The 12,890-nt window shown below is 46.0% G+C and carries 10 protein-coding genes; 4 read left to right on the top strand and 6 right to left on the bottom strand.

The window, feature by feature from the left end; all coding sequences use genetic code 11:
* Positions 1-15: 15 nt before the first annotated feature.
* Together cydD and cydC are read left to right on the top strand one after the other, a co-directional pair.
* On the top strand, positions 16-1,800 hold the full coding sequence (gene cydD / locus FJQ87_RS16640) for a cysteine/glutathione ABC transporter permease/ATP-binding protein CydD (protein ID WP_140933569.1): 1,785 nt from the start codon (positions 16-18) through the stop codon (positions 1,798-1,800).
* On the top strand, positions 1,800-3,533 hold the full coding sequence (cydC, locus tag FJQ87_RS16635) for a cysteine/glutathione ABC transporter ATP-binding protein/permease CydC (RefSeq protein WP_140933568.1): 1,734 nt from the start codon (positions 1,800-1,802) through the stop codon (positions 3,531-3,533). Before cydD ends, cydC begins: the two co-directional genes overlap by 1 nt.
* 295 nt (positions 3,534-3,828) lie before the next feature.
* Here cydC and FJQ87_RS16630 read toward each other — a convergent pair whose 3' ends face one another.
* From FJQ87_RS16630 to FJQ87_RS16620, 3 genes are all read right to left on the bottom strand, one after another.
* Positions 3,829-4,314 (bottom strand): NifB/NifX family molybdenum-iron cluster-binding protein, encoded by a 486-nt coding sequence (locus FJQ87_RS16630; RefSeq protein ID WP_140933567.1) that lies wholly within the window; start codon positions 4,312-4,314, stop codon positions 3,829-3,831.
* A gap of 246 nt (positions 4,315-4,560) precedes the next feature.
* Positions 4,561-5,934, bottom strand: coding sequence for a DUF5666 domain-containing protein (locus tag FJQ87_RS16625; protein ID WP_140933566.1), 1,374 nt, complete (start codon positions 5,932-5,934; stop codon positions 4,561-4,563).
* 174 nt (positions 5,935-6,108) lie between these two features.
* Positions 6,109-6,285 (bottom strand): helix-turn-helix domain-containing protein, encoded by a 177-nt coding sequence (locus tag FJQ87_RS16620; protein WP_140933565.1) that lies wholly within the window; start codon positions 6,283-6,285, stop codon positions 6,109-6,111.
* 183 nt (positions 6,286-6,468) lie between these two features.
* Between FJQ87_RS16620 and FJQ87_RS16615 the strand changes: the two genes are divergently transcribed.
* The gene (locus FJQ87_RS16615; RefSeq protein ID WP_140933564.1) at positions 6,469-7,380 is read left to right on the top strand and encodes a lysine exporter LysO family protein; all 912 of its coding nucleotides are present in this window, start codon (positions 6,469-6,471) and stop codon (positions 7,378-7,380) included.
* A 23-nt stretch (positions 7,381-7,403) separates the two neighbouring features.
* Positions 7,404-7,526, top strand: coding sequence for a hypothetical protein (locus FJQ87_RS18995; RefSeq protein ID WP_276613147.1), 123 nt, complete (start codon positions 7,404-7,406; stop codon positions 7,524-7,526).
* A 130-nt stretch (positions 7,527-7,656) separates the two neighbouring features.
* On the opposite strand, the gene FJQ87_RS16610 is transcribed toward FJQ87_RS18995, so the two are convergent.
* From FJQ87_RS16610 to FJQ87_RS16600, 3 genes are all read right to left on the bottom strand, one after another.
* Positions 7,657-8,661, bottom strand: a complete 1,005-nt coding sequence (locus FJQ87_RS16610; RefSeq protein ID WP_140933563.1) for a GTP-binding protein — start codon at positions 8,659-8,661, stop codon at positions 7,657-7,659.
* Positions 8,662-8,848: 187 nt separating this feature from the next.
* Entirely contained in the window at positions 8,849-12,025 is a 3,177-nt protein-coding gene (gene putA, locus FJQ87_RS16605; protein WP_140934174.1) for a bifunctional proline dehydrogenase/L-glutamate gamma-semialdehyde dehydrogenase PutA, read from the bottom strand.
* Between the two features lie 273 nt (positions 12,026-12,298).
* The gene (locus tag FJQ87_RS16600; protein WP_140933562.1) at positions 12,299-12,832 is read right to left on the bottom strand and encodes a TIGR04211 family SH3 domain-containing protein; all 534 of its coding nucleotides are present in this window, start codon (positions 12,830-12,832) and stop codon (positions 12,299-12,301) included.
* Positions 12,833-12,890 lie beyond the last annotated feature (58 nt).

Here is a 12,890-nt window from a genome sequence, read left to right as displayed (position 1 = left end):
AGTAAGTAAGGTTTCATGGATAAGTCGCGGGAAAAACAGCTGATCCAATGGCTCAAGCAGCAACAAAAGGCTTGTGGTCGTTTTGTGCAGTTAACGGTACTACTGGGGTTAGTAAACGGTGTGGCCTTAGTGGCTCAGGCGTATTTATTAGCAAAGGTCTTAGATGGTGTGGTGATGGCAGGCCGTAGCGCCGCTGATTTTAGCGAGTATTATCTCGCCTTTGTCGCCTTATTATTAGTGCGCGCCGCCTTAGCCTACGGGCGTGAGCGTTTAAGCTTTATGGCAGGAATGCGCCTTCGGCAAACATTGCGCGCGGCTGTGCTCGATAAGCTGGCGCGTTTAGGCCCTGCCTACATTAAAGGGCGACCCGCCGGCAGCTGGGCCAGTGTGGTGCTTGAGCAAGTAGAAGACTTGCAAGATTTTTATGCCAGATATTTACCGCAAATGAGCCTAGCGGCATTCATCCCTGTGATAATTCTGGCGGTGGTTTTTCCGTTAAATTGGGTGGCTGGCGCGATTTTATTGCTGACAGCGCCGCTTATACCACTGTTTATGATCTTAGTGGGCTGGGGCGCAGCGGAAGCGAATCGTCAAAACTTTCAAGCCTTAGCGCGCTTAAGTGGCCACTTCATGGATAGGCTTGCCGCCTTAGCTAGCCTTAAGTTGTTCTATCGCGGTGACAGTGAGTTACAAGCCATTTCCAATGCCAGTGAAGAATTTAGAAGCCGCACTATGTCAGTGCTAAAGCTGGCCTTTTTAAGCTCGGCTGTGCTTGAATTCTTTGCGGCGGTTTCCATTGCGGTATTGGCTGTGTATTTTGGTTTTAGCTATTTAGGCCATTTGAATTTTGGTCATTATGGCGAGCCCATTACCTTGTTTATCGGGCTATTTGTGCTGATTTTAGCGCCTGAGTTTTATCAGCCGCTGCGTGATATGGGCACGCATTATCATGCTAAAGCGCAAGCGGTGGGCGCCGCTGAATCTTTACTTGAATTGTTATCCCACGATGAAAGCCTTAATTCTGGCACTGCAAGCGTAGATGGGCCGATTGCTATTAGCGCCAAAGACTTAGTGGTGTATAGCCATGAAGGTCAAACTTTGCTGGGGCCGATTAGTTTTGAGCTGGCAGCTAATCAATCTATGGCGTTAGTTGGGCCAAGTGGCGCGGGTAAAACTAGCTTAATCAATGCATTGCTTGGTTTTTTACCTTATCAAGGGTCACTTGTTATTAATGGGGGTGAGCTTAATCAATTAGATATGGCGGCATGGCGCGCTAAGCTTGCTTGGCTCGGGCAAGAGCCGCAGCTATTTTTTGGCTCAGTGCGCGACAATATTGCCATGGGGCAAACTGAACTAAGTGCTGATGAGTGCCGCAAGTTATTAACGGCGGCGCATATTAGCGAATTTAGCGACAAGCTCGATTGCATCATCGATGAGCACAGTGGCGGCATTTCTGTGGGGCAAGCCCAGCGCATTGCCTTAGCGCGCGCCTTGGCGCAATCGCCGCAGTTGTATTTACTCGACGAACCTACCGCCAGTTTAGATTTTCATAGTGAGCAACATGTAGTGGCGGCGCTAAATGAGGCGACGGCGGCGCGCTCCTGCATAATGATCAGCCACAGATTAGATTTGCTGAAACAGCAAAGCGATATTTTAGTGCTAGATAAAGGCTTGTTAGTGCAGCAGGGCAGTTATGCTGAGCTCGCGCAAACTCCTGGGGTATTTAACGATATGTTAAGTGAGTTGTCGCTAAGCTCGCAGTTAATGACGAGCGTGGCTCCAAGCAAGGAGAATAACTAATGCGCGTATTATTGCCGCTAATTAAATTGTTCTCGCGCCAATCATTATTGATGAGTTTAGGTATTTTACTGAGCTTCACGACGTTGGCCACAGGCTTAGGCTTGTTGTCGTTATCGGGCTGGTTTTTATCAGCAACGGCAGTGGCGGGATTAACGGTTGCTACAGCGCAGGCGTTTAACTTTTTTACCCCAGCGGCTGGGGTGCGTTTTTTATCGATATCGCGCACTGCAAGCCGTTATGGCGAGCGTTTAGTCACCCACGAAGCCACTTTTAGATTACTGACTGAGCTTAGGGTTTTTGTCTGGCAAAAAATTCTGCCATTAAGCGCGGCCAACCTTAAAGGCTTGCGCCAAGGCGATATGTTGAATCGCCTAGTGGCGGACATTGATACCTTAGATCATCTCTATTTACGCTTGCTGACGCCATTAGTGGCAGCATTAGTGATGATTGCTTGCTTGTATGGTTTGATGTCATGGATAGATGCGAGCTTAGCCTTAGTGATGGTGTCATCGTTGCTATTGGCATGGGGGCTATTACCCGCATTATTTTATTGGTTAGGCAAAGATCATGGCCGCGCCTTAGTTGATACTAAGCGCCAATATCGCATTCAACTACTTGAATTTATTCAAGGTCAAGCAGAGCTAACCTTGTTTGGCGCCGATAAACGTTATCGCCAGCGCTTAGATAAGGCGGAGCAGGCCTTGTTAAGTAGCCAAGTGAAAATGGCAACTGTCACGGCTTGGAGTCAAGCCGCCTTAGTTATTGCCAGTGGCACCACTATTTTACTGATGTTGGTGTTGGCAGCCGATGGCGTGGGTGACAATGCCGCGCCTGGCCCAATGTTTGCCTTAATGGTGTTTGCCGCCATGGCTTGCTTAGAGATGTTGATGCCGTTAGCGGGCGCGTTTCAGCATTTATCTTCATGCGTTTTGGCGGCGCAGCGTTTAGATGAGCTGACATCGCAAACCCCTGCGGTCACTTTTGGTGATAGCGATAAGCTTATTAGTCGCGGTGAGATTGAGCTTGCTAATCTCAGCTTTGGCTATCTTGCCAATACTCCTGTGCTTAAGGGCATTAATCTCACCGTAAAAGCTGGCAGTAAAGTCGCGCTACTTGGGCAAACAGGGTCTGGTAAATCAAGCCTGCTAGCCTTATTAACCCGTGATTGGTTGGCGTCCATTGGCACTATCAGCATTGATGGCACAGAGCTTCAAGATTACAGCGAGCATAATCTGCGCCTTGGCATGTCGGTCATGAGTCAGCGTGTGGTGCTGTTAAGTGCAACCGTGCGCGATAACCTTAAGCTTGCGCTTATGCCACAGCAACAAGTCACCGACGCTGAACTGATTGCCGTGCTTGAGCGAGTCGGTCTTGAAGTATTAACCCAAGGCGATGATCCGTTAGCTGAATGGCTAGGGGATGGTGGCAGACAATTATCGGGCGGTGAGCGCCGGCGCATAGGTATTGCGCGTTTGCTATTGCGTGATGCGCCGTTATTACTGCTGGATGAACCAACAGAGGGCTTAGATAAGCGCACAGAGCGTGAAATTCTGGCACTACTATTTGAATTTGCTAAAGATAAAACCTTGCTGATGATTAGTCATCGTTTAACGGCCATGGCGCATATGGATGAAATTCATTTGCTGGATGATGGCGTGATAAGCGCAAGCGGCGATCATACGAGTTTACTTGCAAGCAATGAATATTATCAGAGCTTATATCAACGTATTTAACCAGTTGTGCAGTGTGAATTATGCGCCTTGGTTTAATGGGGGCGCTTCATTCTCATGTTTTAGCTCGCTGGGATTCGCGCGTAGGATTCGGTTCGAATGCTTTAGCTTGTTGGTTTTAGTTTGTTGGATTTAGCGGGTTAGAACTAGGGATGGAATCGTCTTGAGCTATGGTCGCTAGCCTGCACTAAGCCTAAGCCTATGCACTAAATATTAAGTCTTAAGCATTAAGAGAAAGTGAGTGTGGCATTAGTCGCACTCACTTTTTTTATCGCTAAAATTCGGCGACTAATTTGAATTAGTGGCTGCGGGTAAACTTGTTAAAGGATAACTGCCTCATAGGCTCTGGCAGTGACGTTGGCGCTGTTATCAGGCTTGGCGCTGTTTCATGACCGCCGCAACCACAACCGCCGCCACCTTTTTTGGCATGATTAAGTGATGGCCGCGCATCAGACATAGCTATCAGGGCTAATTCACCCGCCATATATTGCGAGCGTAAATTATCTATGCCTTGGCGGTAATCGCCTTGATACACCTTAATGCCTGCGCTGTGTAATTTGCCGAGCATACGCTCACCAATATTCTGCACTATGATGGCTTTGGCGCCTTGGCGCTTAATCAGGTTGAGCATAGCTTTTTTGGCCGCGCAGCCGTTTTTAGCATCGGCGGCTACCGCTGGGTTATCAAATTCGCTAATGGCGCCATTGGCATCATAAAGAGCAATAGTTTTAGCCTTAGTAAAGTGAGTGGCCATATGATTGCGGCTGATGGGGATTGCTAGCATGGTTACCTCGGTAAATGTTGCAGCTTGGGCAGTGATAGCCAATTGGCAGCAGGGAGCAATAACAGAGCGGTTATTTTGCCCAAGATAAGGCTTAAGGTCTGTGGCTACCTTCTCATTTTACGGCTCTGAAAATGAAGCTTATCGAGCATTTACAAGGTGGATTTTACTGCGCGGCGCTAATAATTGCAGAATAACAAAAAAGGCTGCCGTGGCAGCCTTTTGCTATGTGGTTAGTGAGAAACGAAATTAATCGTTGTCATCTTCATTTTCTAATTTACATTCTGAAAGTTCGCGGTTAACTAAATTACATTCAACGCGTTGGCCAACATTATAATTATTTAAGCTATTGTCATTAGCTATATAACCAAACAAAGATTTGACTTCGTTGATTGTTGTTACGATACCTTCGATTTCGTATTGTTCATTGTCATTATCTGACTCAACTTCCAATACTATATATTGGCCATTTTGCTCATAGCCTGACATTTCAACCCAAGTCTTACCGGTTAAATCGTTTTTTACGACATTTTCAAATTCTGTGTATCGGGTCAGCGTGAAGCTAATGTCATTCATAGTAAGCGTGTTTAGTTCGCTATTAAACACGGGCGTGCCAGGAACTTCAAATTCGGCATTTTCGATATCTGTCGCATCACCTTTATTGTCAAATTCAATTTCACTTGCCTTGATATTCGCAGCAGCTAAATCCCAAGTACCTTCAACCTCAATATTGGCACCAACTTTAAGGTTATTTTTGTTACCTTTTTCGAATTTTGTAGAGTTTAAAATAGCAACTGATTGATTTTGATTGATAACTAAATGATCCATCTGAGGACTAACCCAGCTGATAATGCCTTCAACTTCTAAATCATCGTCATCACCTAACAAGCCATCATAGCTTGGATTATCGATTTCAATATCACTTGCTTTAGCGCTAAGAGTGTAAGATTTACCAATTTCATTTACAGCCAGAATACCTTCAACTTCTACCCAATCACCTTGCTTGATGTTGCTTGGTAATTGACCTAATGCTTCCACAGTCACTTTGCCTAATTTGAAGCTATTGCTCTGAATATCAGTTACCAAGCCTTCAAGTTCAGTGACATTGCCATTATCATCTTCTTCGATTTCAATATAGGTTGCTTGAATAGTATTACCATCGATAGGGTAACCACTGATTTCAACAAATTTCTTGTTTAAGTCTTTTGCTTTCAAGCCATCTTCAATTCTTGCATTTTTGGTCAGCACTGTCATGCCGGCAATCATCAGGCTTTCATTGGCATTGATTTCTTCTACTTTCGCAGTCATCAAGCTATCAAAAATGATTGATTTTCCGACTTCACCATTTGTTGATATGGTGATTTGCATGCCAAGTTTTAACTTATCTAAATCCAATTGTGACTGAGTGCGACTCACAATAGGGTTAACGCTCGCACCTGATATATCGATAGGCTTTTGGTTATTGATGGAGAGCGTGGTCGCCGTTTTATTTGTCAATTCACCAGAGATCACCTTAGCTAATGGGGTTGGTGTTGGTGGCGTTACAATAGTGTCATCACTACCTGAACCACCACAAGCTGATAAACCCGCGACTAAAGGTAAAATATAAAGGCTGCGCTTCATGATAAATGCTCTTGGCTAATTGAAATTGGCATAATCTTACTCTTTGATAATGCCATTATCTAGCGAATGAAGCTGAGTTCATCAAATTGTAAGATTAGGGTATCATTTTGATACGTTTGTGTGTTTTGGTGGGTTTGCCCGCGCTAGCGGGCAGGTCAGCGTCAAAATATTAAACTAGCCTAGGCGTTTGGCAAAATCTAGATAACGCATCACTTCAGCTTCAGGAAAACGTATTTCATTCCCTTCGCTAACACTACTGAGTAAATTTTCACGAGCATAACGTTTGATGGTCGCTGGGGATTTATCCAAAATTTTACACACTTCTTCCAATGTCAGTAACTTGTCACTCATGATTCCATTTCCTCTGTGATCCTGTGGGGCTAAGACCTGCGATTTATCCAAAAACTAGGCCTGTGGCAAGTATAGTCAAAGAATGCTGAGCTCACTTAGCTTGCGCCCATTTCGCCATGCTAAGGTTTTACTTGTTTGAAAACACTCGGTAAAGTAGCGCATCGGTTTTTGTTAGGCGGTGCTATGTTGTCAGGTTTGTTATTTGTATTAGTCCCTCTGTTACTTGGCTATTTAGTGGTGTTAAAGCGCGCTAAATGGCTTGAGCTTATTAATAGTGTCTGCGGTTACTTGGTGATAGTGATTTTGTTTTTGATGGGCATGAGCCTTGCCAAATTAGATCAATTGGGGCAAAACCTGACGCAAATTGTCACCATAGCGGGCACCTTATTTGTGTGTATCAGCGTGGGTAACTTGCTGGTATTACCGTTACTTGACCGCTTATGGCACCCTAAAGTCGATGCCCATAAAGTGCCGTTACCGTTTAAATCTATGCTTAAGGATTCCGGCAAACTGATTGGCTCTGTGATAGTAGGGCTTCTGGTTGGTTTAGTCGTAGTGAGTGTGGTGGCTAATGGCTTGTTTTGGGTCGAGCGCGGTAGTGAGCTAATTTTATTGTTTTTACTGCTGCTTATTGGCATTGGGCTGCGTAATTCAGGCATGTCACTTAAGCAAATTTTGGTCAATCCCAAGGCGATGATTTTAGCTGGCGCCGTTATCTTGTCATCTTTGCCGGGCGGTTTAATTGCCGCTTGGATATTAGGCTTTAGCTGGAATCAAGGCTTGGCCTTAGCGTCTGGCTTTGGCTGGTATTCGTTAACTGGGATTTTAGTGAGCGATCACTTAGGGCCTGTGATTGGCACTGGCGCGTTTTTAAATGAACTCATGCGCGAACTGGTGGCCTTGCTACTAATCCCTGCACTCATTCAGCGCTACCCTTACACTACTGTGGGTTACGCGGGGGCCACGGCTATGGATTTTACCTTACCAGTTATTCAGCAAGCGGGCGGTAATCAGTTTGTGCCTATTGCCATTGTCAGCGGCTTTATTTTGAGTTTGGCTGTGCCCATCCTAGTAGTGTTTTTTATGACCTTGTAGTAATTCACGCGCCAGCAAAGTTTATGGCCATGTTAGTGGTGACCTTGATTATTCCATTTGTTATTTATCAGCGAATGCGTAGCAAAAATCCACTGTCAGCGGGCGTGTTTATGCTGGATGATGCCGCTATGGATAAACAGAGCTAAACGTTAGACTTAAAACGACATGCCTAATAATAAACGCCAGCTTAGCTGGCGTTTATTTATTGTGACTTTTGGTATGTAAGGTTTAGAGCTAGTGCTTAATTGTTAGCGCTTAATAGTTGGCACTTAAGAGTTAGCACTTAAGCGCAATCAAGGCTGACAGTATCTCTTGGCTGTTAATGGCTTGGTCGCTAATGATTTCAATGCGCGAATCCATGGCATCGTCTAATTCTGTAATAGTTAAATCACTCTCTAAGCGATTAAAAGCCGCAATGCCATCTGGGGTAATAAATACCGCCTTGAGTCTTAGGCTGGTAATGCCATCGATAGTGGCTAATAAGCCGCGTAAATCAAATTGCCACTGACTATTAAACATCCAGCCAGAGCTGAAATGGCCATCAAGCTGCTGCTGATAACTGGCTATGCCTTGAGGGTTAAATGTTGGCAGCTCGGTGGCGCTATTTTCAGCAATGGCTGGGCGTAATAAATTCGCGCTGGCCGCTTTTGAACTTTTGAGGTTCACCGTGGTTGCTTGCGCCAGTGTTTGCAGAATATTGGCAATGGCGGACTGCTGATAACCATGGGCTAAAATCGGCGCCTTAAGTGCTAGCTCTGTGGTTAATTGTTGCAGCGCCGTCAATTCATCCGCTTGATAGCTATCGGCTTTGGTGGCAATGATTAAGTCACTGATAGATAGCTGTTCTAAAAAGTGCGCAGATTGCAGGTAGCGCTCATCGCTAAGCTTAGTGGCATCGACTAAACACAGGCTGGTTTGCAGTTTAAGTACGTTGGCAAAATGCTCTGATTGCAATAATTTAAGGATTTGTCGGGGATGACCAAGACCAGAGGGTTCAATCAACAAGCGGTCGGGACGCACTTGGCGCAAAATCTGATTAATGGCGATATGGGTCGGCACGCCACTGGCGCAGCACATACAGCCGCCAGAGACTTGCTTAATATGCACTTGGTGTTTGGATGAAAGTAATGCTGCATCTAAGCCCACTTGGCCAAATTCATTGACCAGTACCGCCCAGGTTTCATGGTCAGGTTTTTCAGCCAAGAGCTGCTGAATTAGGCTAGTTTTACCTGCTCCCAAAAATCCGGTAATCACATTTACGGCCACAGCTTGAATGATCATGCTTACTCATTATTAACGGCAAATTGCGAGAGGATAACATACATGGCTGGTAAAATTTTGCCACTTTTGCTGAGGATTATGAGGCTGGTTGTTAGCAAAAAAGCAGCCCGTAGGCTGCTTAGGTATAATCACTACTATCTATCAAACATTATTAGCAGCATGGCCGTTAACGCTTGATGGAGAGCGATTAACTATCCCCCAATGACAGCAAGGTAGTGTTACCGCCAATGGCCGTGATGTTGTTAGTGCGGGTCTTTTCAGTCACAAAGCGGCTTAAGTAATGTGGGCCGCCAGCTTTGGGGCCTGTGCCCGATAAACCTTGGCCACCAAAGGGTTGCACGCCAACCACCGCGCCAATTTGGTTACGGTTAATATAGACGTTACCCACATTAAGGCGGCTGGCTAAATTAAGGGCGTGACCTTCGTTGCGGCTATGTATGCCCAAGGTTAGGCCATAACCTGTGCTGTTGATTTCGTTAATCACGGTATCCATCTTGTCGGCTTGATAACGAATGACATGCAAAATTGGGCCAAAATGCTCTTTCTCTAGCATTTTAATCGAACTAATTTCAACGGCATAAGGGCTGACAAAATGACCATGCTCACAGACACTTGGCAGCGCTAGCTGTTTAATGGTGCGACCAACTTGTTGGATGTGATTGATGTGCGCATTCAAATTCGCTTTAGCGGTAGCATCAATTACAGGGCCAACATCGGTTTGATAGTCACTCGGATTACCTATCACCAATTCATCCATAGCGCCTTGCAGTAACTCAAGTACTCGCTCGGCAATTTCTTCCTGCAGATAGAGCACTCTAAGGGCTGAGCAGCGCTGGCCCGCACTGGTAAATGATGATGATACAACATCGTTCACCACTTGCTCAGGCAGGGCGGTGGAGTCCACTATCATGGCATTTTGACCACCGGTTTCTGCAATCAAAGGTAAAATGGCGCCTGGGCGCTCCGCTAACGTCATATTGATGCGCTTAGCAGTTTGGGTGGAACCGGTAAAACACACGCCAGCAATGCGGGCATCAGAGGTTAACTGCGCGCCAACGTCGGCACCGGTGCCGGGTATAAATTGCAATACATTGCTTGGAATACCGGAGGCGTGCGCCAGTTGCACCGCGCGATAGGCGATGATACTGGTTTGCTCAGCAGGTTTAGCTATAACGCAGTTTCCTGTGGCTAAGGCGGCAGATACTTGGCCTAAGAAGATAGCGAGTGGAAAGTTCCATGGGCTAATACACACAAAGGTGCCGCGCCCAAGCAAAAATAATTGATTAAGCTCGCCCGTTGGGCCTGCTAATAATTCAGGTTTAGCCATCATCTTTTTGGCGTTAAGGGCGTAATAGCGGCAAAAATCCACGGCTTCACGCACTTCATCAATACTGTCTTGTAAGCTCTTGCCAGCTTCGCGCACACATAACGCAATTAACTCATCGCGATTTTCTTCCAGTGCATCGGCCAATTTTTGTAAGGCTTGGGCGCGCTGCTCAACTGGAGTATCGCGCCAGCTGGCAAAGGCGGTATTAGCGCTCGCCAGAGCCATTTCTACGGCTTGTTTGTCGGCAAAATCGATGGTGCCTACTTGTTGGCGAGTATCAAAGGGGCTTAACACCGGGTGACGCGCGCCTGATAACACTTCGCCATTGACCACGGGACCTGCTTGCCATTGATGTTGCTTAAACTCTTCAATAGCGCTGAAAAATGGCGTGGCTTGGGATTGAATGTTCATGTTAAGTCCTTTTGAATTACGTCGCTCCTCGCCAAAAATATGGGTTGGCAGGGCAATCTTAGTATTAGCTAAACTGGCAAATCCGTTAAGTGTGATGAGTGGGTGGGCGACTAAGGTCTCTATCGGGGTTTTTGGGTCCACCAGTTTATGCACGAACGAGGTATTAGCACCATTTTCTAATAAGCGTCTGACCAAGTAGGGTAGTAGATCTTTATGAGCACCAACTGGGGCATAAATGCGTACTGTTTTGATTAACTTTTGGCTGAGCATAGTGTCATACAATTCTTGCCCCATGCCATGCAGGCGCTGGAATTCAAGCGGGCGCGCGCCATCATACATGTGCAAAATTGAGGCGACAGATTGGGCGTTGTGAGTGGCAAATTGCGGATAAATGGCGCCAAGTGTGTGCTCGCTTAATAAGTAGCGAGCGCAGGCTAAATAGGATACATCGGTTGAGGCTTTACGGGTAAATAGCGGGTAGCCGCCTTCGCCTGCGACTTGTGCCCACTTGATTTCACTGTCCCAATAGGCACCTTTGACTAAACGCACCGGGATGATGTCGCCATGCTCTTTGGCTAAGCGGGTAATCCAGCACAATACTGGCAGCGCACGTTTGGAATAGGCTTGTACCACTAAGCCTAATAAGCCCCAGCCACGCACAGCGCTGGATTCAAACAGTTTTTGGAATAAGCGTAACGACAACTCTAATCTATCGACTTCTTCGGCATCTATCGAAATACCGACATTCACGCTGCGAGCTATGGTGATAAGTTGCATCACGGTGGCATAAAGTTCAGTGAGAACTCGTTCTTGATTGGCGACTTCATACCTTGGGTGCAGCGCCGATAACTTGATAGAAATGGTGGGGCGCGGCGACTCTTGCTCGTTATATTCATGACGGCCAAGGGTGCGAATGGCTTCGGCATAATCGTTAAAATATTTACGCGCATCGGCGGCGGTTAAGGCCGCTTCCCCAAGCATATCGTAAGAATGGGTATATCCCAGTTTACGAGTATCTTGGCTGTTGCTAATCGCCTCAGTGACAGTGCGACCAAGTACAAACTGTTTGCCCATGATTTTCATGGCGGCATACATGGCTTTGCGAATAACGGGTTCACCCAAACGATTGATTAGGCGATTAAGTAAGTGACTTGGAGTGCCATCGACTTGCTTGTCCATAGCCACTATTTTGCCCGTCAGCAGTAAGCCCCAGGTTGAGGCATTGACTAACACAGAGTCACTTTGCTTGATGTGTTTATCCCATTTGGCGCCAGATAACTTATCTGCAATTAATGCATCAGCCGTTGCGGCATCAGGGATACGCAGTAAAGCTTCGGCAAGGCACATCAAGATAATGCCTTCATCGGTTTCCAGGGTATATTGCTGCAAAAAGGCATCGACGCCTATCATCATGCCTTTCTTTTCAAACTGCCGAACTTTAGTCACTAAATGACTCGCATTGCGAGTGATAGCTTCTATGTCGTTGGCATCACTAGGAAGCAGTGTGATGAGTTGTTTAAGGTATGATTCTTCATCGACGATATAGTTATTACTGATAGCGTTAAATAGCTCATCGAGAGGGGCTTGGGCATATTGCCCTGCCAGTACAGTACTCGCATTGAACATGGTCATGATCCTTTGGCCTGTAAGTCGATAGGGACATTTTGTGTGGTTAGTTGTTTTGTTTTGTATCTAAAATGTATAAGCTTGCGGCGATTATAACCTGAGAATGTGAGCTTGGACACTTGAGTGTTACGTGTGATTTTGCGCTGTTTTACGCTTGGTATGACGGATGTTTTTGTTGACGCTGTTGTTTGTGATGAGTGGCAATCAGGCATAAAAAAGCCGCAGTAGGAACTGCGGCTTAAGTGTTAAATTTGGCAATTTGACGCGACTAACTTACATCCAGCGATTTTTTTTACGACGCTGAGGTTTTGGCAGGTAGACTAAGAATATCCCTAAGACTAAGCCAACAAACGCAATCAAAGCGCCTTCTTGCCACAGCTTATATTCTTGGCTGTCTTTGATTTGCTTTAACTCAGACGCCAGACTATCGCGCTCTTGCGTGGTAGTCGTGAGTGTTTGATTAAGCTCAGCCAGTTGCGCCGACATCTGACTATTGTCAGAAGAGGTTGACGCTTTATCTTCAATCAATTGCTTAACTTGTGCTTGGCTCGCTGCCAGTTGCTTTTCAAGCTCAGGCACACGGACTCTAAAGCTTGGTTGACTATTGAGTTCTGCGCTCTTAATCCAACCTTCACGACCTTTGTGGTCAATGATTTTAGTGTAAGCACCGCTGACTTCACCGAGCTTTTTCACTTGTTGGCCGGCTTCAACGCTGCCTAGAATACGAAACTCTTTGCCTGGACCACCATGGATGTAAGTGAAAATATCTTCTGAAACGTAGCTGGTTTGCGGATTAGCCAATGCCATTGGGCTGGCCAAAAATACACATATCAAAGAAAGCACTCTAAACACTTTTTTGTCTCAC

Origin of the sequence: Shewanella sp. SNU WT4, assembly GCF_006494715.1 — a bacterium.
In the GTDB taxonomy this organism is placed as follows: domain Bacteria; phylum Pseudomonadota; class Gammaproteobacteria; order Enterobacterales; family Shewanellaceae; genus Shewanella.
Note: the sequence above shows the minus strand (reverse complement) of the source record. Positions and strands in the feature narration are given on the sequence as shown.